Source organism: Crocinitomix catalasitica ATCC 23190, from assembly GCF_000621625.1.
Classification (GTDB): domain Bacteria; phylum Bacteroidota; class Bacteroidia; order Flavobacteriales_D; family Crocinitomicaceae; genus Crocinitomix; species Crocinitomix catalasitica.
This window is the reverse complement of the sequence record NZ_JHXV01000008.1, coordinates 58,165-81,151: the sequence shown is the minus strand read 5'-3', so window position 1 is coordinate 81,151 and position 22,987 is coordinate 58,165. Positions and strand designations below refer to the sequence as shown.

The window sequence follows — 22,987 nt, the reverse complement described above, 5'->3', positions numbered from 1 at the left end:
CCAAATTCCTCCTAAATCACATTGTAGATTTGTTGTATAAATAAATAATTATACAAAATGAAAAATCTAGCAATCATCACAATTAGTTCAATTATACTATTATTCAATAGTGCTAATGCACAATACAACGGACCAAGTAACACATCTAAAACAACTACTGTTGAAGCGATTAAAAAGAATGCGTCACAATTAGACAAGACAGACGCATTAGTTAAAGTAGAAGGATTTGTAATTCAAAAAATAAACAAAGACACCTATTGGTTTCAAGATGCAACAGGAAAAATTTTAGTGGAAATTGACCAAAAAGACCTTCCTTCTTTCCCTTTTGACGACAAAACGAAGTTAATCATCATCGCAGAAGTTGATTATGATTTATTGGAGGAAGTAGAATTAGAAGTAGAAACAATACAAATAGCTCAATAAAAACATCACAATGACTAGAATATTTTTGCTCGCACTTATAGGCTTTATTGGTACCGTTCACGCACAACAAGACAGATCTAAATACATCAAAAAAGTATTGACCTTTTGTCCTGATGCAGATATCACCGAATACGAATCTAAAACAGATTATGTAGAGGTAGAATTCTTATGTGACGGTGAAGTATTTGAGATGGGGATTGATCAGAATTTCAATATTATTTTCAGAGAAAACGAAACAGAAATTCAACCGGTGATTATGGGAATTATTCAGAAAAAATTGAATAAAAAGCATACGGGATGGTTATTGGACGAACATGTTTTAGTCACAACAGAGGACACGAGTTATTATCGATTCGAAATCATTAAAGAAGGAATAGAACAGAATGTTTATTTCAGTTTAGAAGGTAAGAGTTTTAAACCTAAAGGCATTGTAAGTTTAGAACCTTGGAATGAAGAGAATTTAAAGTCAGCTGTTATTATGCAACAGTCACCTTACCCCTTTTTAACCCCTACAACAACCTACGACTTACCCGATTTATTGCGAGAAATATCAGGTTTAGCCGTTTTAAATGATTCGATTATTTACGCTGTTCAAGACGAATTAGGGATTGTCTTTAAGTATAATTTAAAGAGCAATCAAATTGAGGAGATGAAGAAATTTACCGACATTGGTGACTTTGAAGATTTATATCTAAACGGTGATGACCTTGTTGTACTCAGAAGTGATGCAGCCGTTTTCAAAATCAATAAAAACAAAAATGCATCACAAGTATTGCCGATTTTCCTTCCGATAAATTCAATGAATGTAGAGGGAGTTTATTTCGATAAAACAACCGGAAGAACACTAATTGCATCGAAAGAAGCACTGTTGAATAGGGCAGCAAATGAACGTCATATCTATTCGTTTGATTTAACGAATATAAACAATAAGCCTAAAATTGAACTAACGATTAATATTGATGATATTGCATCGTTTTTAACTGAAAAATACAATTTTGATCACAAACAACCCGTTCAATTCAACCCTTCTGCGGTTGCCATTCATCCCGTTACTAAAAATCACTTTATTCTATCAGCGAGTCATCGTTTATTGATCGAATATCAGCAAGGAAAATTAATTGCGGTTTACCCGTTACCTGCAACAATTTATTATAAACCAGAAGGTTTATGTTTTACGAATAATGGTGATCTATATATCTCAAGTGAAGGATCCAAAGATGGGTTATTCGCTGGGCAAGTATTTTACTTTAAATCAAAATAAAATGAAGAAGACTATTATAACAATTTTTGTCTCTGCAGTAATGTTTACTATATTTATCGGCATGTCAAGCAATGTTGATAAAGTTTCCAACTATAAATTACATGCCCCCTCAAAGACTTATAAGTTACCTAAAATTCTACATGAAATTTCAGGACTGACCGATATTAGTCATGATGAAATTGCCTGTGTACAAGATGAGCATGGCATTATTTTTATCTACAATTTAACGACTGGCGAAATCACTGATCGCATTAAATTTGGCGAGGATGGTGACTATGAAGGAATCACACATATCGATGAGGACATATACATCCTGCGAAGTGATGGTGCAATCATTGAAATTAAAGATTATAAATCATCTTCAAAATCAGCAAAGATTATAGAAACCAGTATTACAGCAAAAGACAATGAAGGTCTTTGTTACGATCACAATACAAATCAACTTTTAATCGGTTGTAAATCGAAAGTGGGGAAAGGAAAAGAATTTAAAAACCTGCGTGCGATTTACGCTTTTGACCTCACCAAAAAGAAATTAAGTAAATCCCCATTCTTGGAGATAACCCTGAGCGATGTGATTGATTTTGCAGACAAGAACAAGATAAAGTTGCCGACAAAAACGAAAGATAAAAAAACAAAGTCAGCGTTAAAATTAGGAATTTCAGCTTTAGCCGTTCATCCACAAACAGGTGATTTTTACATCCTATCAGCAGTCGACCATATGATACTTATTTGCGATAATAAGGGTAAGATTAAAACGGTAGAGATGTTAGATGAAAAATTATTTCCACAGGCTGAAGGCATTACATTTATGCCAAATGGTGACATGTTAATTTCTAACGAAGGTGTGAACAAAGAGCCAACCATCTTTTGTTTCAACAAAGTATAAATTAATTTTTTGTATTTTTAGACAAAATAACGACCTAAATGAACCAGAAATTAATCATTCCATTATCCGTTTGCTTAGGGTTTCTAATTAGTTGCTCAGGCAGCCTTCCCACGGAACCTAACCTGCATGACTTTTGGTCTAATCGAGTTATTGAGAATAAAAATATAAATGCGCTTTATCAAGCCAGTTCATACCTATCTGTTTATTCCGAGATATACAGTAATAACGAAAAAACTACGCATAATTTAACGGTTACTTTAAGTATGCGGAATACTTCATCTATCGACACAGTATTTATTCTAAGCGCGAATTATTTCAATACAGAAGGACATTTAATTAAGTCTTATTTTGATCACCCAATTTACATTCTTCCACTTGAAACAGCCGAACTGGTCGTAACAGAAAAAGGGGGTACAGGTGGCAACTTTATTTTTGATTGGGCGACAGAAAACTCAAAATTAGAACCGATATTTGAAGCCGTGATGATATCAACTTCCGGGCAACAAGGAATTTCATTCGTTACCCAAGGAATAAAAAGAACGAGCGAATAAAATTCTATAAATTAAAGGTTGCGTTATTTTTTCAAGAATGCCAACTTTAATTGAAACATTTCCGCCATTTTTTCGGCACGTAGTTTCGCTTCTTCTGCGATTGTTCCTGCAAAATTTTCATCAACCGTTTTTGTAAATAAATCCAACCAAATTTCAAAATGCTCAGTGCCTATTGGTAAGGATTGATGTTTATTAAAAGGACTTCCGCTATAACTGGGCACATGCAATAAAATTGTTTGCCAAAACTTATACATCCTTTCTAAATGTATTGGCCAATTATCTTTTATAACCCCATTAAAAATTGGACCAATAGTGGTATCGTTCCGAACCTTACTATAAAAAGTATCCACCATTAATTGAATGTCCTTTATATCTTTGATATCCGACCTATAAGATGACAGCATGCGCAATGATTAGAATAATATTAATGAATGTTGCAATATAAAAAGTGTATACACATAATTTAGGCGACCCTTGCGCAATACAAACAGCATTCGATGCCATTGTAGCCACCGCACTTATTGCTAAAAAGAACGGACCCGAATCGACCTTTAGAATCAACAAAGCAGCTGCTGAACCTATACATGACCCAATCACGAGATACGCAGACATCACGCCATATCTATATCGGTCAAAAAATTTGATTTGATTTTCGAATATCATGGTTTTCATTTTTCGTAAATAATATATTAAGACCTTTTTGTCCTTTATTTAAATAATTTTTTTTTATCGCCTTAAAAAAGCAGATCCATCAACAATACCTTCTGCCATTTCATAAATTTTTGTGGTGTGTAACATCAGACTCAATTTATTTCTAACCTCTAAAAATTGAAAATGTAATGGACAAGGATTATCTGCATCACAAGCCTTTAAACCAAGTCCACAACCTTGATAAATCTCATCTCCATCAATTGATTTTACAATTTTATCCAACGTTAAATGATATAAATTTTCAGGTGCAATTTCAAAACCTCCATGCGGTCCTTTCGTTGAAAGAATTAGATTATGTCTTGCCAGTTGCTGTAAAATTTTTGCCGTAAACGCTTCTGGCGAATCAATCTCTTTTGCAATAACTTTCAAGCTTGCCCTGTTTCCAGACAAAGACTCCTGTGCTATATATACCGTAGCACGTATTCCGTATTCACAAGCTTTTGAAAACATAATTAAAATTTGAAACAAATTTAGCACTTTTTATAAATCGGACAAAACTATCCGTTAATTTTTTAATACATTTGAAACAAATCTCAAAAACATGATTGAAGACAGCAAAAAACAAATACGTGAATCAATGCTAATTCGCCGTGCTCAATTCAAAAAAGCCGATAAAATCATTTATGATTCATGGATCTGCGATCAAATCGAAGCCATTATAGATGAACAAGAATATCAAACCGTTCACGCCTATTTACCAATGGGCAAAGAAATCGATATCTCCCCTTTACTTGAGCGTTTATTAGCAAAAGGAATTAAAATAATCACACCAAAAACACTTCCCAAACGCAAATTAGAGAACAGAGTACTGACCTCTTTAAAAGATATAGAAAAAGGTGTTTTTGGCACTACGCATCCAGCAGAAGCTAATATATATGACGGACCATTTGATTTAGTGATCATCCCTGGATTAGCATTCGACAACGATTTATTCCGTTTAGGCTATGGCGGAGGGTATTATGACAATTTTTTAGACAATCATCCTGAGAGTTTTAAACTGGGTATTTTTTACCCGTTTCAAGAGATTGACAAAGTACCAACTGAGCCACATGACATCAAACTCGATAAAATTCTAGTTAACAGAGATTAATTTATCAAAAGTAGAAAGCAGGCTTTATTAGAATATTGTATTTTTGATAAAAATGAATTCATGCTAGACAAAGAAACGAATAAAGACGACCTTACATTAAAATTGCAAGAACGTGTCAAAGAATTGACTTGTCTTTATAGAATTTCAAGGATTGCTAGAGAACACCGCGACTCATTAGATGAGATGATCAATCAGATTCTCAAAGAAATTCCAGAAGGTTGGCAATATCCAGCTTTTCTTGATGTCAGCATTAAATTATTGGATAAGAACTACGGAAACGCTAGAAAAAAAGGTCATTTTCAAAAAATGCCTTTAGCCATTGATGGCAAAGAAGCCGGAGAGATTATCATTTCATACAAAGAACATATAGACACCAATAATATTGTTCCTTTTTTAAAAGAAGAGCAAGATTTAATCGAACAAATTGGTCATGAAATAGAAGCCATTGTTGCTTTATATCAAAAGAATCAACAAGAAAAAAAGATGAACGATCAATTGCGTAGAAACGATCGTTTGAATCTTCTTGGTGAAATTACTGCAGGTATCGCACACGAATTAAATACGCCACTCGGCAACATTCTAGGCTATGCCGAATTAATGCAGACACAAGACAAAAAGAATGCAGACTTAGGGAAGATTATTAAATCAACTTTACATGCCAGACATATTGTAAAAAAACTAATGTTCTTTTCATGTGATATGCCATCTCAATTTAAGATGACACAGATCAATGCACTAATTCTTGAGAACATAGATTTATTACATCTGCAATTGGCAGAAGCGAATGTTCATATCGACTTTAACTTAGAAGAAAATTTACCGCAAGTAAAAGTTGATGCCATCCAATTTTCTCAAGTATTATTCAATTTGATTTTAAATGCGATTGCAGCCATGCCGAATGGAGGACCGATATCTATCAAAACAACACATACTAAAAAATATATATCATTAAAAATAAAAGATAGCGGTACAGGGATCGATCCTAAAAATATGCAAAAAATATTCGAACCTTTTTACTCTACAAAAGAGGCCGGTTCTGGAACGGGATTAGGACTTGCCGTTACTTATGGCATCGTTCAAGCACATCAAGGTGAAATCAGTGTTATTTCAAACCTAGGTGAAGGCACTGAATTTACAATCCAACTAAAACTTAATAAAGATGCTTGATCCCCAACTTACGGTATTGGTTGTCGATGATTCAGTCGACATGCTTGAAATTTTGAGGAGAAATCTGAACGACCTTGGATTGAACCCGATTGTTTGCAGTGGCGTTGTAGAGGCGATTGACATCTTAGAGTCAACAAAAATTGATTTAGTAATCACCGATTTACATATGCCTAAAATTGATGGGCGACAATTGGTCAAATACATTTCACAACATTTTAATATTACGCCAGTCTTGGTTGTTACAGGTTATCCAGACGTGCGCGCAGCTGTTGATGTAATGAAATTAGGGGCTTTAGAATACTTGATTAAACCATTTACCAATGACGAACTAAAAGAGGCAATAGAAAATGTATTGGGTAATAAAATACAAGAAATTACAACTGCTATTAGTACAGAAAAACTAAGCTCTTTTCACGGTATAATTGGTGTGTCTGACGTGATGCAAAAATTGTATCAAACTATTGAACGAACAAAAAATAACAAAGCCACCGTACTAATTACGGGGGAAAGTGGAACGGGTAAAGAAATGGTTGCAAGAGCCATTCATTATAATTCGAACTTCTCCTCTGCCCCATTTGTTCCTGTAAATTGCGGCGCTATTCCAGATCAACTTTTAGAAAGCGAATTATTTGGACATATAAAAGGAAGTTTTACGGGCGCCTTTACAACGAGAGCCGGTTTTTTCCAAGCGGCCAATACAGGAACATTATTTTTAGATGAAATTAGCAATGCATCACTAACCGTTCAGGCTAAATTATTACGGGCTATTCAGGACAAAGAAATAACCATGTTAGGGGCAACAAAGTCTCAACAAATAGACGTTCGTATTATCACTGCATCCAATAGTAATTTATTAGAGATGATCGATAAACAAATGTTCAGAGAGGATCTTTATTACCGTTTGAATGTGGTAACTGTTGAAATTCCACCATTGCGTGATCGAAGAGAAGACATTCCTCATTTATTCGATTATTTCAATAAAAAATACAGTAACGAACAGAAAAAGGCTGTGCTTAAAATCAGCAAACCTCTACTCAAAATATTGATTGATTATGCCTGGCCTGGAAATGTTAGAGAATTAGAAAACTTCGTATATCGTTTAGTTATTATGACTGATAAAAAGATAACGATAGAGGATATTCCTAATCATATGAAAATGCAATCTCCAACGAATGAAATTCCAGACACAATGATGACGTTAGCCGATATGGAGAAAAGGTATATCCAAAAAGTATTGAATGCGACAGGTAATAATAAAACAAAAGCTGCGCAAATTCTGAATATCGATCGAAAAACACTTCGGGAGAAGCTAAAATAGACTGGTACGAAAAGTACCACCCGAGGAATTTCACCCCGATTTAATTCAAAAAAAACACTTCTTCTAAAAAGTACCTTCGTTATCGTGCCAATTTATTAACAATTGCTTAACAGGTACTTACCCGCAATTCTCAACTATAATCGCTACAACAACCATTGTTTGGCATCCATTTTGAATAATGGTAAAGCAATGGAATCGAACACACAGCTCATCACACAATCTGGACTCTGTCCAAATTGCACTGCACACCAATTTTGTCTATTCGAAATTGCGGCATCTGCACCTATCCATCAATGCGAATCTTATGAATTAAAAGCAATGGATAAAATAGAACGAATTATAAAAACTGCAGCGCCAAACATAGCAACTGCCAATACAATTCTTGGACTATGTGGAAATTGTGAATTAAAGGAGACGTGTAATTTAAGAACGCCAGAGATGGTAATTTTTTCTTGTGAAGAATATAAATAATAAAGAAATAATGGAAGTAAAAGAAGTAAACGCTGCCAATAAAAAGGGCATGTATGAAAATGTAATGAGACAATTTGATCACGCTGCTGATACAATGTCTCTAAGTCCTGGAATTAGAAAAATTTTAGCTTCAACTAACAACGAAATCGTTGTACATTTTCCTGTGAAACTTGACAATGGCGAAATTGAAGTATTTACTGGATACCGTGTTCAACACAATAATGCATTGGGACCATACAAAGGAGGTTTAAGATACCATCCTACGGTAGATATAGACGCTGCTAGAGCTTTAGCAATGTGGATGACATGGAAAACAGCTTTAGCTGGACTTCCTTATGGAGGTGGCAAAGGTGGAATTCAATTGAATCCAAAAATCTATTCGAATAGTGAATTAGAGCGAATCACAAGACGATTCACTTTTGCATTAGGAGAAAATATTGGACCTGATCATGATATTCCTGCACCAGATGTAAATACCAATGCACAGATTATGGCTTGGATTTCTGACACTTATTCTTCCACTAAATCTACGTCGATCAGACAAAAAAACTTACATGTTGTTACTGGAAAACCAGTAGGATCGGGAGGTTTAGAAGGTAGAGATAGAGCAACTGGATTTGGTGTTGTTTCTACGATTAAATCATGGGCGAAAGCACATAACCAAGACTTAAACGGTAAAAGATTCATTGTACAAGGATTTGGAAACGTTGGATATTGGGCTTCGTACTTCCTTGAAAAAGAAGGTGCAAAACTAATCGCTGTTCAAGATGCAAGTGGAACAATGATTAATAAAAACGGAATTAATCCTGACGAATTAAACGCACACTGTACAGAGACGAACGGTTCTATATCGGCTTTTAAAAATGCAACATTCATTGATTCAGAAGAATTCTTTGGTATTGAGTGTGACATTATTATTCCAGCTGCATTAGGCAATCAAATCACAATGGACAATGTAGACAAAATTAATACGAAGCTAATCGCTGAAGGTGCAAACGGACCATTAGATACTGAAGCTGAAAAAGTATTATTAGAAAAAGGTATTGATATCATTCCTGACATCCTTTGTAATTCAGGTGGTGTAATTGGTAGTTACTACGAGTGGTTACAGAATAAAAGAAGCGAGAACTGGAAAATGGATGACGTTTTAAACTTAATTCAAGACAAAGTTTCAACTGCATATTTTAAAACTGTTGACATGGCAAAACTTCATTCAACAGATATGAGAACAGCAGCTTATGTAGTAGCATTAACGAGATTAGAATTAACATATAAAGAACGTGGGGTATTCCCATAATTTGAAATGAAGAAAATAGGAATCTTAAAAGAAACCGAATTAAAAAAAATTGTTGCCTTAACCCCTGCAAATGTTAAGCTTTTAGATAATCAGACCATCATATACGTTGAAAGCGGTGCGGGCCAGAACGCTGGATTCACCGACACTGCATATGTGGAGGCTGGGGCAACAATAATTTCGGACAGAACAAAACTCATTGAAGCAGTGGACATCATTGTTACTTTTTCTAGTCCTGTCCAATTTAAAAACATTAATAAAAATATAACCGTAATCGGATTTTTCGATTGCTTGAATGATTTTTCTGTTCTGTTACCCTTCAAAGAAACTAATGTTGATCTTTTTAGTTTAAACTTTATACCGAGATCCTCAATAGCGCAATCCATGGACATACTGTCAACAATTGCTTCAATTGCGGGGTATCAGGCAGTATTGCGGGCATCATCCTTTTTCTCTTCGGTGGTGCCCATGATTACTAGCGCAGGAGGCACTTTGCCTCCTGCTAATTTTTTAGTTATTGGTGCTGGTGTTGCAGGTCTTCAAGCTATTGCAACAGCAAAAAGACTAGGGGGACGTGTAAAAGCTTTCGATATTAGACGAGCAACAAAAACTGAAGTAGAAAGTTTGGGTGCAAGTTTTATTGAAATTCCAGGCGCGACTGAAAATGAAGCTAGCGGAGGTTACGCTGTTGAACAAGATCCAGAGTATTTAGAGAAATTAAATGCGCAATTAGCGATTGAAATCGGCAAAGCTGATATGATTATAACTACAGCTCAAATTCCAGGGAAACGCGCACCAATCTTGATAAAAAAAGAAGTAGTAAAAACAATGAAACAAGGTTCTGTAATCGTCGATTTAGCCGCTTCAAATCAAGGTAATTGTGAACTAACTGAACCAGGAGAAATCGTCATTAAACACGGTGTTACAATTGATGGGCGTGTTGCACGTTTTGCTGAATTCAGCGTAGCAACTTCAACTACTATTGGCCAGAATTTCACATCCTTTATTCAATACCTATTAAAAAATATTGATAAAGAATCAGACGAAATTTTAACCGCGACTAAAGTGATCAGCAACGGTCAAATTATTCACCCGAGGCTATTAGAGGCAATCGAACAAATTTAAAAACAAAATGATAGAAGAGTTTTACTTATCCCCAATAGACGGATGGTATATATTAGTATTCAGTATTTTCATTGGAATTGAGGTCATTAAAAATGTACCTGCAGTTTTACATACACCTTTAATGTCAGGTGCAAATGCAATCAGTGGAATTATTCTCATAGGCGGAATAATTCAACTGCTTAGCGCACCAACTGATGCGTATATGACAATCGCAATTTCTAGTACAGCCATACTAATTGGTGCAATCAATGTTGCCGGTGGTTTCTTTGTAACCCACCGTATGTTAGCCATGTTTGCCAATAAAAAAAGTACAAAATGATCGGAATATTAAATTTTTCATTTCTAGCTTCAGCAATTGGTTTCATTCTAGGTTTAAAACTAATGTCCGCACCAAAAAACGCAAAGTCTGGAAACATTGTAACTGCAATTTCAATGGGCATCGCCATCCTGAGTACTACAATTGCTTATAAAATTGGTATTGACAATTTTCAAAACCTAATTATTCTTGTTCTAGTATTAGGAATAGGAACATTTATCGGCCGCTTTTTGGCTTATAAATACCAGATGACTGAAATGCCCGAATTGGTATCCTTATTTAATGCCTTAGGTGGTTTATGCGCCGTAATTATTGCAATAAACGAAGGAATAATAGTTGGATTGATCAATTCCAGCTCAATGAATTTAACCGTTTTATTATTGAGCATCGTTTTAGGCGCTGCATCTTTCTCCGGAAGTATTGTTGCTTATCTAAAATTAGGCGGAAAATTCAAATTGAAATTAGGCAATACAAAACTATGGTCAAACATTTCAGTCTTATTAATAATAGGATTGATAGTTTCCTTTTTTGTTCTGACCAATTTTATAGGTGTAGCTACATTTTTACTACTACTCAGTGTTATTGCTATGCTGTATGGTGTATTCTTTGCAAGTGCAGTTGGTGGAGCAGATATGCCAGTACTGATTTCATTGCTTAACGCGGTAACAGGTGTCGTAACTGCATTTTCGGGACTACTATTCGAAAGTCCGATTATGTTGTTAGGCGGAATATTTGTTGGATCAACGGGCGTATTCTTAACGGTACAAATGTGTAATGCAATGAATCGTTCGTTACTTAAAGTATTAAGCGGTCAATCAAGTACTGGAAACATTCCAACAAAAACAGGCGAACAAGATGTTGCACTGGTTACCCCTATGCCAGCATCACAATTGGCTTCCGTTCTCGCTTATTCAGAAAACGTAGCAATCATTCCAGGTTTCGGTATGGCTGTTGCTCAGGCGCAAAAAATATGTTTTGAACTACAAAGCAAACTACAAGAACAAGGCACAACGGTAAAATATATCATTCACCCAGTTGCCGGTCGTATGCCTGGTCATATGAATGTTTTATTGGCTGAAGCGAATATAGATTACGATCATATTGTTGATATGAATGATGTGAATGACAATATGAATCAATTTGATATGGCACTCGTTATAGGAGCAAATGATGTTGTAAATCCTGCAGCATTAACAAACCCTAATAGTCCAATTTATGGAATGCCTATCATCAAAGCATTTGAAGCGAAACAAGTATGCGTGCTTAAAAGAGGTATGTCTACGGGTTATTCTGGTATTGAGAATCCTTTGTTTGAAAAAACCAATTGTAAATTATTATTTGGAGATGCCAAAGAGAGTTTACAAGCAGTATTAAATGAACTTAAAAAGATTTAAAATGCAAAGCGGTAGATTATGTATAACAAGAGAAAATAAAAATTTGATCATTAATTTGATTGAAAACTCATTCACTATTGATCCTATCGAAAAGCGAAGCCATCAATTATTTTTACGTGAATTAGAACAAGCTGAACTTTTATTCGCTTCAGAAATTCCAGCGAAAACAATTCAATTTAACAGTATTGTATCCATCAAAACATCATTTGGTATAAAACGAGGTTTAAAAATTGTACTACCTGAAGAAGCAGATATCAGTAAAAACAAGCTTTCGGTTTTATCTCCTGCTGGAGCAGCCATTTTTGGCAAGAAAGAAGGTGATCAAGCATTGTGGTACTTCAACTCAACAAGTGAGGAACTAACTATCGCAAGAGTTGACAATAGCAACAATGCAGATAAAAACTTCTTAAAAGATTGCTCCTATTATGAGTAAATGAATTCCAAAATGGGAATGGATTAAAATCCATTCCCATTTTTTTTCATAAAAAACTCGATTATATGGAGTAAAAAACCAAAAATATTCTTTAATTCATTAAAATTTAAATCTTTTACTGAATTCATGGATAATTATCTCACCGCAAAACAAAAATTCCGTCGCCGTATTTCTAATATGAAAATATTGCGAGACATCTTTCTAGTCTCGGTAGGAATTATTATAGCTGGTTTCGGTCTAAAAGGCTTTCTATTACCAAACGGATTTATTGATGGTGGTGTAACTGGAATTTCATTATTAACTCAAATTCTGACTGGCGTTTCCCTATCTTATCTGATTATCCTTATCAATTTACCTTTTATGATATTGGGTTATTTTCAATTCGGTCTGAGATTCGCTGTTAAAAGTTTTATTGCCATTATTGGCTTAGCATTGGCTTTACATTTTATCGAATACCCAATTATAACGGAAGACAAATTATTGATTAGTGTATTTGGCGGATTTTTTCTAGGCGCAGGAATCGGATTAGCCGTTAGAGGTGGTGCGGTATTAGACGGCACAGAAGTTTTAGCTATTTATTTAGGTAGAAAATCAGGTCTAACAATTGGAGATTTAATTCTGATGTTCAATATTGTTATCTTTTCAACCGCTGCTTACTTCTTATCAATAGAAGTGGCGCTCTATTCAATCTTAACCTATCTAGCAGCTTCAAGAACAGTAGACTTTATTATTGAAGGGGTTGAAGAATACATTGGTGTTACAATCGTTTCCGTACATTTTGAAGAAATTAGAAAAATGATTACGGAAGAATTAGGACGAGGCGTAACTATTTATTCAGGCCGCAGAGGATTCGGCAAGCAAGGAGATAGCAGTACTGAAACTGACATCATTTATTCGGTGATTACGCGTTTAGAGATTTCAAGGATGCAGACTGAAATTCAAAAAATTGACATCAATGCTTTTATCGTAATGAACAGTGTAAAAGATTTAAAAGGTGGGATGATTAAAAAAAGAAGGTTGCATTAAAAAACCCATCCAAAATAAATTGAATGGGTCTTAACACAACTAACCTATGAGAATAGGTATTTTAAAACTTTGTAATTTTTTGAACAGCAACTATTTCTTTTTCAGACATTGCATAAACAACATACAAACCTCTTTCTAAATTAGATAAATCAATTTGCATCGTTGAATTTTGGTTACCAATAGTCTCTTGATAAACAATAGCACCAGTCATATTTCTAATTTCTAAACTGCCAGTTTCTACAGATTGGTTTAAATTAATATTTAAACTATTCGTAAATGGATTAGGATAAACACTTATCACATTTTCTAAATCGATATTCTCAAGACCTAAAGTTGGTGCATCATAACAACCCATTCCACGATCTACTTGACCTCTTATTTCACCACTTGGATTTAGGTCCGAATGTAGATTAACATACACTGCTTCATTTCTAAACATTAAAGATTGAGTCGCTGAGAACGGACTATCCATATCTTCATTTGTCCAATATCCAAATGCAGCATCTTCAGTTGCACCACCAGTAAAAAACGAACTTAAATTAAAGATCACATCTCCATCAACATCTGCAGCAGCATTGTGAAAATGTGCAGCCGTTACCGGTCCTTCTAAATTTCCAACAACATACATAAAGTGCACATTAGATTGGTTTCGATCAATAGAAACAATTCCTGATCCATATCCCGTAGAAGTTGAAGCTGTCACCTCTTGTTCAGCATTCACTAACGAAGTATAACCTTCTCTTGCTAAACGATAAACCTGACCTCTAATTTCTCCACCTGGATTTAAATCAGTATGCAAATTCAAATATCCTTCTCCATGTAATAAAGTATTGATCATATCAGCTGTTAAATCGGCACCAGTAATCATACCTTGAATTCTGTTTCCTGCTATATCATCAGTTAATCCAATTATCACATCACCCGACTCACCTGCAACCGCTTCATGAATATGTGCTCCTGTTATTTCATCACTCAATCCTGAAGCCATCACATCATACCATAAAGTATCTAAAGTAGCACTTATACTAAGTGAAGCGACTCCCATCGCGTCTGTCATCACAGCGGGAACTTCTTGCTCGCCATTTAACCACGCATCGAATGCAAATGCTTTCATTGATAACTGAGCTCTGATCTCACCGCCTGGATTTTCATCCGTATGCACATTCAAATAAACTTCATTCGACATTAATTTCTCCAATAACAATTCAGAAGGGACAAAATTCCCTACAATAGAATTACCCATAATATCCATTGTTAAATTTTCTTCAACATCACCAGTTTCACCAGCTGCTGCAATATGAAGATGTGCACCCGTAATTACACCACTTAAACCGTCAGCAATAAACTGATAATTAATCATCGATTGATTTTTAGACAATGTAAACACACCTAATCCTTGTGCATCTGTAATTACCATTGGTACTTCCTCACTACCTGAAGCATCTGCTACAAAACTCCAATCGGTCTCTAAAGTAATTTGACCTCGAATTTCTCCACCAGGATTTGCATCCGTATGAATATTTAAGTAGACTTCTCCATTAATCAGCATCGCGATTAATTCAGTTGTCAATTCTGCACCGCTCACTGAGTACATAATTTGATTACCTGTGATTCCAGTACTCACATTAACAACTGGATCTCCATTCACACCTACTGCACCTGAATGAATATGAGCAGCAGTAATTGGACCACTTAAATTATTTACAGCGATATTGATACAAAGCTCATCTCTGTCTTCATTCAAACTAAAGCTACCTACACCAACTGCGTCAGTAACTACTGCAGGCACTTCTTGATCCCCTGTCATTTTTGCTGTAAATAACAAATGACCTTCAAGGTGACTTGCGAATGTTGAACTGGCAAATACAGCCAATCCTAAAATTGTAAAAATAGAACGTATAATATTTTTCATCATTTAAACTTTTTAATTATTAATATTGATTTCAACATACCTACGCCTCATCTTTAGTTACGGATTGCACACAACTAAAAAAAATGTAATAAAAAAAATAACCCGCTCAATTTGAGCAGGTTATCAGTAAAACTAATTTAAAATAATTTTTTATACGTTTCCGATTACCATTAATTGATCTAATGATGGTGCAATACTTCCGCCTTTAGGCTCGATTGTAATTGCAAATGCTTGACCACCATCTACTGCTTTCATTTCTAATAAAGCAATACTAGTTTCATCGTCGATATTAAAAACGCCCATATCCTGAGGTGTACCATCGGCAATAACCCATAATTGATAATCTTTACCAAGACCAGCCTCTGGTAGTTTGGTTGCATCTAATAATACTCTCTTATTCGATTTATTCCAATAAACACTTGCTAATTTATCTGGATGCGCTTCCGTACCATTCATTACAACTTTCACTGTTTGCAAATCACGTAAGAAATCTAATTCTTGCGTAGCAGCCAATTGTTTTGATTCAATGTCAGCAAGCGAATTTTGAATCGTATTTATTTCAGTAGCTTTTTCAGAAAGTTTCGCGTTCACCTTATTCATATCACTGAATAAAAAGGCACTATAAAAACCTAAACCGACGAGTAATAGAATACTTGCAGCAGCAAGGTTTCTATAAATTTTATTCGTTTTTAAAGGAATAATATTATCCTCAACTTTTGATAGTGGCGTATTTTTATGTTCCTGAGGTGTACTTTTTATGGCTTGCATCAATTTAACTTTCAATCCATCAGGTGGATTTACAGCTGCTTTTTTTGCCAATAATTCAATTGTATCTTGTAAAGCTGTTAATTCAACTTTTATTTCAGGATAAATATGAGACATACATTCGACCTCTTGTCTTTCTTGACCAGATGCCGTTCCGAAAACATAGTTCTCTAATATTCCCGATTTTATATATTCTTTTATATCCATGTTGCAAGTAATATAAAAAGCTCCTTCAAATTTTTTATCGCTGTCCTCGATCTAGTTTTCACTGTTCCAAGAGGAATGTTTAATTCATCGGCAAGTTCAACTTGTGTGTATCCCTTAAAATAAAGATATTCAATTATTTCTTGCTGATCCTCAGGCAAAGCCTTTAGTAAATCTTTAATTCCGATATGATCCGTCTTTTGAGAAGATTTTTCTTCGTTACCAAGATCTACGATATTTTCACTTGTTTGGATTGGAATGGTCGATACTTTAGATATTTTACGGTATTTATCAATAGCTGTATTTCGAGCAATATTAAGGATCCACGTAAAAAATGTTCCTTTTGATCTATCAAAGGATCCAATTTTTTTCCAAATCTTTATAAATGTCTCCTGTACAACATCTGCAGCGATATCATCATTCTTAACAATTTTTGAACTTATACCGAACAAAGCAGGGGAATATGCATCATATATTTTTTCGAAAGCAGAATAATCTCCTTCTTTCATTTTCAATAAGATGCTATTTAAAGTTTCCTCCGTCAAAATTGAATTTTATAATTTACGTCTTCTTTACGTATTGCGTTAAAATAACTACTTGTTGGCCTTCAACACGTCCTTCTATATGCTCTGCATTATCATGTACCAATGAAATTCTTCGAACTGCTGTTCCACGTTTGGCAGTAAATCCACCACCTTTAACATTTAAATCTTTAATCAAAACAACATTGTCTCCTGATTCTAATTCTACTCCATTAGCATCAACATGTTTTATCTTATCTTCTTCCGCATCGGCTTCGCCTGTAGCAGCTGCCCATTTTAGTGCTTCATCTTCCAAATAGATCATGTCTAATAAATCTCTCGCCCAACCTTCGTCAGTTAATCTATTCAACATTCTCCAAGCCATCACTTTTACAGCATCAACTTCACTCCACATGCTATCATTTAAACATCTCCAATGATTGACATCCATTGGCTCTGTTTCTTCAATTTGTCCGTGACAATTTTCACAAACAATTATCGTATCATCTATTGTTCCTTGCGCAAAAGGTGGAACTTCGTATGCTTTTAAATTCTCTGCACTTGTGCAAAGTTCACAGCTATTTCCTGAACGTTCTTTTAATTTATCTTCTAAACTCATAATCGTATTTTTAAACTAATTTCTAACACTCTAGGCTAGCAAAGCTAATATAAAATTTAGCTTAAAATTCAAGATACGAGCATATCGTTTAAACAATTTATCCCCATTTAAGAGATTGAAGGAAGTTATGGTCTACTTGTTTAAAAATCTAGAATAGTTTTCGTGTCAGAACGACATTCCCATTTTCATCCTTTATAACAGCTAATGAAATATTCCCATTTACGCAAGTGTTAAAGGGTATTGATTCCTGTTCAGACAGATTCGTTTGTTCTAAAATTATTTGTCCAGTCAAGCTGTATACTTCCAATGAAGCCCCAGAAGGAACATTGTTCAACATTAACAATAAACTTGATTTATTCCAATGAATAGCTGGTGTATTTAAATCTACAACATCGTCAATTCCTGCACCAATAAAATCCGTCATGCGGAAATAATATGTAAGCCAAATTGTGTCGTTTGGAAAATCCAAAGGAAATACTTTAAACCGTGCAGAACTGGTTCCAGCAATACCCTTATGATCCATTCCATAAATCAACTTATTTGCCCAACCGGGTGGATAAGTCAATAAAAAATCCGCACTATCATTATGCTCAACAATAGGGTAGTAATTCTCAGGGTCTGTGAATACTAAATCCCAATCTGATGGCCAATCTTCGGCTTTCTGACAAATCCATCTCATCTCCAAGTCCCTTTCAGCATAATTAAAAATCTCAAAATAACCATGTACAACACCCACATCTGTAGTTCTATCTACAAATACTGTTGTATCAGAAACACCCCAAGTAGCCGTAACAATCTGTCCATTAACTAAAAAAGGCAAGAGTATAAATACAGATATTAATAATTTCATATTTAAAATTACTTAAATATTTCTAACCTTTCCTAAAATAACCGGTCAATACATTTATAGCTAATAAAATGATAGCAATAAAGAATACGATTTTCGCAAAATAAGTTGCACTTGCAGCTATTCCACCAAATCCAAAAATTGCAGCTACTATTGCCACGACGAGTAATACTATTGATAATCTAAACATAATTCTAATTTTTATGGTTCGATTATACTAATACATCAATCAGTCCAAGCTAATGGATAGCTAATTATCAATAAGTTAAAATAAATAAAGATCTTAAATCGGGCTTATATTACCCGAAAAATGTGTCGAAATTCCCCAATTTTCCATTGGAATTATACTGCTTTTAATATTTTTGAAGGATTTGTACTTTCTTCGATATCTGTAACAATATCTTTTAAGATTAGATTCGCTTTCTCAATAAACTTACCTTGTGTCTTATCCATTAAATCGGCATACATTAATAATTGAGAAGTTATTTTTGACTCCGTAATTTCTTTCCAAAACTTATCGTAAACATGAATTTTACCTAATTTATCTGGAGTTAGTTGAAAATAGGAATTCACCGCATTTTGCTTTTGATTCGAATATATAGTAAATGTAGAAGGTTTAATAGTAGTATCGTCCATCGCTAAAGCACATTCCCCACCAAAAACAGTTTCTTCTAATTCGGTTAAATTGCTCCAATCTTGATTAAAAGTTTCTGATGTAGATGAAAATGATTGTCTATAAAGCAAAGGTTTAAGATTCGTTAAATAAGCTTCACACCAATGTTGAACAAGCTCTTCCACTTTTGCCAATTCCAACCGGTCTTGATCATTCGACGTTAAATAATTCTCCGCTTTTAAAGCTGCCATCACGTTTGGAATGGTACCTAAGGCAACATCTGAAGAACGCGCTATTTCGCGATAAGGTTTATTTAATAATTCTGGCTGATTTAGAAACTGGAACAACACTTTTGTACCTGTTTTGGTAAAAGCTTTACTCGAATAGGTTTGTGTTTCAGATTGATTCAACTTCCCTTCAACATGTACATGAATTGAATTGTGTTTAAAAGAAATATTTCCAGCTTTATCGATATAATTAATGCCTTGCTCAATTAGTAACTCTTTCGCATTAGGAGCAATGTAATTCGCAATGATTGTCACATTTCCTAATTGCTTTTTTTGGTGAAATATTTTGTCAATTTGTGTAGCTCGCACTTCATTTTTGGTCTCCACATACACCATTGCACGATTCAAATCAAAATAACTATTTAATCCTGAAGCTAGCTCCCTTGTGGAATCCCATGATAATTGTGAACCGAGGATTGAACGTAGATGTTGAAAACCAATCTCAATTATTTTTTTTTCCTGTTGTGGCATACAGTGTTGAATTACGTGAACAATGTTGAATTTTAAACAAATAAATATATTTATTTGCAGTTATACAAGCGTTTTTATGTGTTCAAGTGATTAGTTTTCAAAAGCATTATGTTATTAACCAAAAACTTTTGTATACCAAGTAGGGACTCACTGGATTTGCTAAAATAGGTAGCTTGACCTGTAAAAGCATAGGATAAATATACAATTATTTATTTTCAAATACAAGTATTACAAATACCCACAGCTTGTATTTCTAACGCGTCGATTTTAAATCCCTCTAAGTCAATTTTCGGAAATTGTTGAACATCTAAACAGAATACCTCATCACAAGATGTACATTTAAAATGAAGATGATTGTGTGTATGTGATTTCTCAGAACAGTCATTACTACAGAGTGCCATCTTTTTTTCGTCGTTCGGCAATGTTATCTCATGAATAACACCCTTATTTTTAAACGTTCGCAATGTACGATACAAAGTAATCCGATCAAAATCACCCAAATTTGCTTCAATTTGTTCTAACGAAATAGCATTGTCAAACTGATCAAAAATGGCCAAAACCATTAATCTAAAATCAGTAACGCGTAGTTTTTTATTCTTTAAAAGATTTAATTTATCCATTTTTGCAACTTTGTTGCATAAATTCATATATTTGCAACATCATTGCAAATATAGCGATTATTAAATGACAAATTATAAACTAATATATTCCTTTTTCCTATTCTTCTTAACACAAACGTTGTGGAGTCAAACGTATAATGGCGTTGTTATAAGTGCAGAAGCAGAAAATCAACCCATTCCATTTGCGGAATTACAGTTCATTCAGCTGGATACCATATACAAAGCAAATGAAAACGGTACATTCATTATTACTAATCTTGCACCTGGTAAATATTTGATTGAAGTTACTGCCAAGGACTTCGAAACAAAAACATTTACAATTCAGTTAATAGAAAATTTTCCGTTAACAATAGAACTATATGAATTCCATAGGCATTTAGACAAAGTAATTGTTTCAAATTATGGTGTTTTACAAGGAGACAATATCACCAATATCGAATCGCATAAATTAGAAGACCTGAATGGTATTGAAACAAGTAATTTAGGTGATGCACTCAACAACATCCCTGGAGTCACTCAAAGTGGAATTGGCAATGGGGTGAAAAAGCCGGTAATCCGAGGCCTTTCGAGTAGTAGAATCGTGACATACGTGAATAATTTACGGATACAAAATCAACAATGGGGTGAAGATCATGGATTGCCTATCACATCACTTGGAATAGGAAAAGTGGAGGTTATTAAAGGACCAGCATCCTTATTATATGGCGCTGATGCCTTGGGAGGTGTACTTTACTTTATTGACGAGCCTTATGCCGTTGCAAATACAATTAGCGGCTATGCCAAAACAAAATTTGATTTAAATTCACTCGGATCGAGTAATGAATTGGGATTTAAATGGGCTAAAAAACAATTAAAACTCAACCTTTTCGCTGAATACGACAATTTTGCTGACTTTACCATTCCTTCAGGTTCGAAAATTTTGAATTCAAGATACAATCAAGCCTCTATCAAAACAGCTATAGGTTATCAATTAAACAAATGGACACTAAACATTCGTTACACATATTATAGCGGGCGAATAGGTTTACCCGGACATAGTCATGAAGCCAACCCCGACCCTACTTCTTTTCAAACCGCAACACAGAATAGGACTGACAATGCGCCAGCACAAGTCGTACAAAACCATTTTATTTCCGTCGACAATAATTTTTATCTCGGCAATCATACATTATACTTAAACTTTGGTCAAACATTAAATGCTTTAAAGGAGTATGAAGAAAAAATAACCGTTCCAGATATTATTCTCCAACTCAACAACAGTCTAATCAATTTAAAATGGAAATATAAAATCAATAAAGCGTTCCAACTTATTTCTGGAGGCCAAGGCATGTATCAAAATTCGATCAACGGCAAAAATGCAGTCGAGTATATCATTCCTGACGCGACAACAACAGATATAGGCATCTATAGTTTACTTCAATTCGAACATAAAAAATGGAAATTCCAAACTGGTGGAAGAATTGACAATCGCCATATAACAACGAATGCTACATTTACAAATTTTAATGCCTTTAACGGAAACTTTACAGGTTATAATTATTCGGCTGGCGCTGCACGAATTACAAAAAAGACAAACTTAAGGTTGAATATTGCTTCCGGTTTTCGAGCACCGACAACTTCAGAATTATTATCAAACGGACCACATCACGGTGCCGTTAGATATGAGATTGGAAATGAAAATTTAAAAATAGAACAAGGCACACAAATCGATTTTAGTTTTGGCATACATTTAAATGATTTCGAATTTATTGTCAATCCATTTTACAATCAAATTAATAACTTCATCTATTTAGAAAACACCAATTTAAAAGAGGATGACCTAACAATCTATCAATACAATCAGGCAAATTTCGCTCAGCTTTACGGAGCAGATATTGGCATTCATTTCCATCCACACATTGCACATTGGCTTCATTTTGAAAGTAATTTAACCAATGTATTCGCTGAAGATAATCAACGGAACCCTATTCCGATGATCCCACAAAGCAGAATCAATTCTCAAATCATAATCAATCCGAATATGGCTTCCTTTTTTAAGGTGACCGCTATTACTTTACAGCACCTTTATTATTTCAAACAGAATCGAATTAGTCAGAACGAAAACATTACAAATGATGCCCACATTCTAAATTTTGGCATTCAAACAAAATTCGGTAAAAACGAAAACCTATTCTTTTCAACGGGTGTAAGAAATATGCTTAACACGACCTATTATAACCATTTATCCGCGATAAAAGATCTTGGCATTCCGAATCCTGGAATCAATTATTATTTCGCACTCAAATATGCTTTTAATCATAAACTAAAAATAAAATAAAAATGAAAACTTTAATTTACACTGCAAGTATTATTGCTTTAACAACATTTGCTTCATGCAAAAAATGTGCAGAATGCCATTATGATTTCAATGAGTCGGAAATAGAGTTAGGAGAATTCTGTAAAGATGATCTAGAATCAATCGAACATGACGGTTACTATGACAGCGCTACAGACAGCACATATGAAGTTCATTGTCACGAACATTAACATAAAAGCTTAAATATTCTATAGCTGCGTCAACTTTTCCGCCTTAATTTTCGTCTGTTAGCTAGAATAGGTATTCATACTACTTATTTTTAACTACATTTAAGTTTAGAAAACCTAACTCTTAGCGAGAAAATTA

At 34.4% G+C, this 22,987-nt stretch carries 27 protein-coding genes; 16 read left to right on the top strand and 11 right to left on the bottom strand.

The window, feature by feature from the left end; all coding sequences use genetic code 11:
• The first annotated feature begins 57 nt into the window (after positions 1-57).
• The 4 genes from T367_RS0106265 to T367_RS0106250 are packed head-to-tail and all read left to right on the top strand — an operon-like array spanning position 58 to position 3,121.
• Complete coding sequence (locus tag T367_RS0106265) at positions 58-423, top strand: YgiW/YdeI family stress tolerance OB fold protein (protein WP_027419072.1); 366 nt, start codon at positions 58-60, stop codon at positions 421-423.
• A gap of 10 nt (positions 424-433) precedes the next feature.
• The gene (locus tag T367_RS0106260; RefSeq protein ID WP_027419071.1) at positions 434-1,684 is read left to right on the top strand and encodes a hypothetical protein; all 1,251 of its coding nucleotides are present in this window, start codon (positions 434-436) and stop codon (positions 1,682-1,684) included.
• A gap of 1 nt (position 1,685) precedes the next feature.
• Positions 1,686-2,570 (top strand): SdiA-regulated domain-containing protein, encoded by an 885-nt coding sequence (locus tag T367_RS0106255; RefSeq protein ID WP_169736033.1) that lies wholly within the window; start codon positions 1,686-1,688, stop codon positions 2,568-2,570.
• A gap of 38 nt (positions 2,571-2,608) precedes the next feature.
• Positions 2,609-3,121, top strand: a complete 513-nt coding sequence (locus tag T367_RS0106250) for a DUF3124 domain-containing protein (RefSeq protein ID WP_027419069.1) — start codon at positions 2,609-2,611, stop codon at positions 3,119-3,121.
• Positions 3,122-3,144: 23 nt separating this feature from the next.
• Here T367_RS0106250 and T367_RS0106245 read toward each other — a convergent pair whose 3' ends face one another.
• From T367_RS0106245 to T367_RS0106235, 3 genes are read right to left on the bottom strand one after another with little or no spacing between them, the layout of a single operon-like run.
• A complete protein-coding gene (locus tag T367_RS0106245) occupies positions 3,145-3,525 on the bottom strand; it encodes a group III truncated hemoglobin (RefSeq protein WP_035842761.1) in 381 nt (126 codons plus the stop codon).
• Entirely contained in the window at positions 3,509-3,793 is a 285-nt protein-coding gene (locus T367_RS0106240; RefSeq protein WP_027419067.1) for a hypothetical protein, read from the bottom strand. Before T367_RS0106240 ends, T367_RS0106245 begins: the two co-directional genes overlap by 17 nt.
• Positions 3,794-3,847: 54 nt before the next feature.
• Positions 3,848-4,282: an RrF2 family transcriptional regulator gene (locus tag T367_RS0106235; RefSeq protein ID WP_027419066.1), complete on the bottom strand. Its 435-nt coding sequence runs from the start codon at positions 4,280-4,282 to the stop codon at positions 3,848-3,850.
• A gap of 91 nt (positions 4,283-4,373) precedes the next feature.
• Between T367_RS0106235 and T367_RS21600 the strand changes: the two genes are divergently transcribed.
• The 10 genes from T367_RS21600 (at position 4,374) to T367_RS0106180 (ending at position 13,466) form a co-directional block, all read left to right on the top strand.
• Positions 4,374-4,922, top strand: a complete 549-nt coding sequence (locus T367_RS21600; protein WP_051568399.1) for a 5-formyltetrahydrofolate cyclo-ligase — start codon at positions 4,374-4,376, stop codon at positions 4,920-4,922.
• Positions 4,923-4,982: 60 nt separating this feature from the next.
• The gene (locus T367_RS0106225) at positions 4,983-6,089 is read left to right on the top strand and encodes a sensor histidine kinase (protein WP_027419065.1); all 1,107 of its coding nucleotides are present in this window, start codon (positions 4,983-4,985) and stop codon (positions 6,087-6,089) included.
• The gene (locus tag T367_RS0106220) at positions 6,082-7,407 is read left to right on the top strand and encodes a sigma-54-dependent transcriptional regulator (protein ID WP_027419064.1); all 1,326 of its coding nucleotides are present in this window, start codon (positions 6,082-6,084) and stop codon (positions 7,405-7,407) included. The genes T367_RS0106225 and T367_RS0106220 overlap by 8 nt, the downstream gene beginning before the upstream one ends.
• Positions 7,408-7,566: 159 nt before the next feature.
• Positions 7,567-7,878, top strand: a complete 312-nt coding sequence (locus T367_RS0106215) for a hypothetical protein (RefSeq protein ID WP_157454142.1) — start codon at positions 7,567-7,569, stop codon at positions 7,876-7,878.
• Positions 7,879-7,888: 10 nt separating this feature from the next.
• Positions 7,889-9,175, top strand: coding sequence for a Glu/Leu/Phe/Val family dehydrogenase (locus T367_RS0106210; RefSeq protein WP_027419062.1), 1,287 nt, complete (start codon positions 7,889-7,891; stop codon positions 9,173-9,175).
• A 6-nt stretch (positions 9,176-9,181) separates the two neighbouring features.
• Complete coding sequence (locus tag T367_RS0106205; protein WP_027419061.1) at positions 9,182-10,297, top strand: Rossmann-fold NAD(P)-binding domain-containing protein; 1,116 nt, start codon at positions 9,182-9,184, stop codon at positions 10,295-10,297.
• 7 nt (positions 10,298-10,304) lie between these two features.
• Positions 10,305-10,616, top strand: a complete 312-nt coding sequence (locus T367_RS0106200) for a proton-translocating transhydrogenase family protein (protein WP_051568398.1) — start codon at positions 10,305-10,307, stop codon at positions 10,614-10,616.
• The gene (locus tag T367_RS0106195; protein ID WP_027419059.1) at positions 10,613-12,007 is read left to right on the top strand and encodes an NAD(P)(+) transhydrogenase (Re/Si-specific) subunit beta; all 1,395 of its coding nucleotides are present in this window, start codon (positions 10,613-10,615) and stop codon (positions 12,005-12,007) included. Before T367_RS0106200 ends, T367_RS0106195 begins: the two co-directional genes overlap by 4 nt.
• Position 12,008: 1 nt before the next feature.
• Positions 12,009-12,440 carry a GreA/GreB family elongation factor gene (locus tag T367_RS23740; RefSeq protein WP_169736032.1) on the top strand — a complete coding sequence of 144 codons (432 nt, stop codon included), beginning with the start codon at positions 12,009-12,011 and terminating at the stop codon, positions 12,438-12,440.
• 126 nt (positions 12,441-12,566) lie between these two features.
• Positions 12,567-13,466: a YitT family protein gene (locus T367_RS0106180; RefSeq protein ID WP_084274328.1), complete on the top strand. Its 900-nt coding sequence runs from the start codon at positions 12,567-12,569 to the stop codon at positions 13,464-13,466.
• A gap of 61 nt (positions 13,467-13,527) precedes the next feature.
• Here T367_RS0106180 and T367_RS0106175 read toward each other — a convergent pair whose 3' ends face one another.
• From T367_RS0106175 to T367_RS0106140, 8 genes are all read right to left on the bottom strand, one after another.
• On the bottom strand, positions 13,528-15,378 hold the full coding sequence (locus T367_RS0106175) for a CHRD domain-containing protein (RefSeq protein ID WP_027419057.1): 1,851 nt from the start codon (positions 15,376-15,378) through the stop codon (positions 13,528-13,530).
• A 150-nt stretch (positions 15,379-15,528) separates the two neighbouring features.
• On the bottom strand, positions 15,529-16,350 hold the full coding sequence (locus T367_RS0106170; RefSeq protein WP_027419056.1) for an anti-sigma factor: 822 nt from the start codon (positions 16,348-16,350) through the stop codon (positions 15,529-15,531).
• Positions 16,341-16,892, bottom strand: coding sequence for an RNA polymerase sigma factor (locus tag T367_RS0106165; RefSeq protein WP_262485454.1), 552 nt, complete (start codon positions 16,890-16,892; stop codon positions 16,341-16,343). Before T367_RS0106165 ends, T367_RS0106170 begins: the two co-directional genes overlap by 10 nt.
• A gap of 16 nt (positions 16,893-16,908) precedes the next feature.
• Positions 16,909-17,487: a PhnA domain-containing protein gene (locus T367_RS0106160; RefSeq protein ID WP_027419054.1), complete on the bottom strand. Its 579-nt coding sequence runs from the start codon at positions 17,485-17,487 to the stop codon at positions 16,909-16,911.
• 148 nt (positions 17,488-17,635) lie between these two features.
• On the bottom strand, positions 17,636-18,337 hold the full coding sequence (locus T367_RS0106155; RefSeq protein ID WP_027419053.1) for a hypothetical protein: 702 nt from the start codon (positions 18,335-18,337) through the stop codon (positions 17,636-17,638).
• Positions 18,338-18,359: 22 nt separating this feature from the next.
• Positions 18,360-18,524 carry a DUF1328 domain-containing protein gene (locus T367_RS24485; protein WP_027419052.1) on the bottom strand — a complete coding sequence of 55 codons (165 nt, stop codon included), beginning with the start codon at positions 18,522-18,524 and terminating at the stop codon, positions 18,360-18,362.
• A 152-nt stretch (positions 18,525-18,676) separates the two neighbouring features.
• Entirely contained in the window at positions 18,677-19,705 is a 1,029-nt protein-coding gene (locus tag T367_RS0106145) for a type IV toxin-antitoxin system AbiEi family antitoxin (RefSeq protein ID WP_027419051.1), read from the bottom strand.
• A 215-nt stretch (positions 19,706-19,920) separates the two neighbouring features.
• Entirely contained in the window at positions 19,921-20,325 is a 405-nt protein-coding gene (locus tag T367_RS0106140) for a Fur family transcriptional regulator (protein ID WP_027419050.1), read from the bottom strand.
• A 64-nt stretch (positions 20,326-20,389) separates the two neighbouring features.
• Here T367_RS0106140 and T367_RS0106135 point away from each other — a divergent pair, with 64 nt between their 5' ends.
• Together T367_RS0106135 and T367_RS0106130 are read left to right on the top strand one after the other, a co-directional pair.
• Positions 20,390-22,642 (top strand): TonB-dependent receptor, encoded by a 2,253-nt coding sequence (locus tag T367_RS0106135; protein ID WP_027419049.1) that lies wholly within the window; start codon positions 20,390-20,392, stop codon positions 22,640-22,642.
• A gap of 2 nt (positions 22,643-22,644) precedes the next feature.
• Positions 22,645-22,851 carry a hypothetical protein gene (locus T367_RS0106130; protein ID WP_027419048.1) on the top strand — a complete coding sequence of 69 codons (207 nt, stop codon included), beginning with the start codon at positions 22,645-22,647 and terminating at the stop codon, positions 22,849-22,851.
• The last annotated feature ends 136 nt before the right edge of the window (positions 22,852-22,987 follow it).

Bases quoted from the DNA above. Each gene is read 5' to 3' on its own strand.
- T367_RS0106265 (WP_027419072.1), top strand. From the start codon at position 58: ATGAAAAATCTAGCAATCATCACAATTAGTTCAATTATACTATTATTC.
- T367_RS0106260 (WP_027419071.1), top strand. From the start codon at position 434: ATGACTAGAATATTTTTGCTCGCACTTATAGGCTTTATTGGTACCGTT.
- T367_RS0106255 (WP_169736033.1), top strand. From the start codon at position 1,686: ATGAAGAAGACTATTATAACAATTTTTGTCTCTGCAGTAATGTTTACT.
- T367_RS0106250 (WP_027419069.1), top strand. From the start codon at position 2,609: ATGAACCAGAAATTAATCATTCCATTATCCGTTTGCTTAGGGTTTCTA.
- T367_RS0106245 (WP_035842761.1), bottom strand. From the start codon at position 3,525: ATGCTGTCATCTTATAGGTCGGATATCAAAGATATAAAGGACATTCAA.
- T367_RS0106240 (WP_027419067.1), bottom strand. From the start codon at position 3,793: ATGAAAACCATGATATTCGAAAATCAAATCAAATTTTTTGACCGATAT.
- T367_RS0106235 (WP_027419066.1), bottom strand. From the start codon at position 4,282: ATGTTTTCAAAAGCTTGTGAATACGGAATACGTGCTACGGTATATATA.
- T367_RS21600 (WP_051568399.1), top strand. From the start codon at position 4,374: ATGATTGAAGACAGCAAAAAACAAATACGTGAATCAATGCTAATTCGC.
- T367_RS0106225 (WP_027419065.1), top strand. From the start codon at position 4,983: ATGCTAGACAAAGAAACGAATAAAGACGACCTTACATTAAAATTGCAA.
- T367_RS0106220 (WP_027419064.1), top strand. From the start codon at position 6,082: ATGCTTGATCCCCAACTTACGGTATTGGTTGTCGATGATTCAGTCGAC.
- T367_RS0106210 (WP_027419062.1), top strand. From the start codon at position 7,889: ATGGAAGTAAAAGAAGTAAACGCTGCCAATAAAAAGGGCATGTATGAA.
- T367_RS0106205 (WP_027419061.1), top strand. From the start codon at position 9,182: ATGAAGAAAATAGGAATCTTAAAAGAAACCGAATTAAAAAAAATTGTT.
- T367_RS0106200 (WP_051568398.1), top strand. From the start codon at position 10,305: ATGATAGAAGAGTTTTACTTATCCCCAATAGACGGATGGTATATATTA.
- T367_RS0106195 (WP_027419059.1), top strand. From the start codon at position 10,613: ATGATCGGAATATTAAATTTTTCATTTCTAGCTTCAGCAATTGGTTTC.
- T367_RS23740 (WP_169736032.1), top strand. From the start codon at position 12,009: ATGCAAAGCGGTAGATTATGTATAACAAGAGAAAATAAAAATTTGATC.
- T367_RS0106180 (WP_084274328.1), top strand. From the start codon at position 12,567: ATGGATAATTATCTCACCGCAAAACAAAAATTCCGTCGCCGTATTTCT.
- T367_RS0106175 (WP_027419057.1), bottom strand. From the start codon at position 15,378: ATGAAAAATATTATACGTTCTATTTTTACAATTTTAGGATTGGCTGTA.
- T367_RS0106170 (WP_027419056.1), bottom strand. From the start codon at position 16,350: ATGGATATAAAAGAATATATAAAATCGGGAATATTAGAGAACTATGTT.
- T367_RS0106160 (WP_027419054.1), bottom strand. From the start codon at position 17,487: ATGAGTTTAGAAGATAAATTAAAAGAACGTTCAGGAAATAGCTGTGAA.
- T367_RS0106155 (WP_027419053.1), bottom strand. From the start codon at position 18,337: ATGAAATTATTAATATCTGTATTTATACTCTTGCCTTTTTTAGTTAAT.
- T367_RS24485 (WP_027419052.1), bottom strand. From the start codon at position 18,524: ATGTTTAGATTATCAATAGTATTACTCGTCGTGGCAATAGTAGCTGCA.
- T367_RS0106145 (WP_027419051.1), bottom strand. From the start codon at position 19,705: ATGCCACAACAGGAAAAAAAAATAATTGAGATTGGTTTTCAACATCTA.
- T367_RS0106140 (WP_027419050.1), bottom strand. From the start codon at position 20,325: ATGGATAAATTAAATCTTTTAAAGAATAAAAAACTACGCGTTACTGAT.
- T367_RS0106135 (WP_027419049.1), top strand. From the start codon at position 20,390: ATGACAAATTATAAACTAATATATTCCTTTTTCCTATTCTTCTTAACA.
- T367_RS0106130 (WP_027419048.1), top strand. From the start codon at position 22,645: ATGAAAACTTTAATTTACACTGCAAGTATTATTGCTTTAACAACATTT.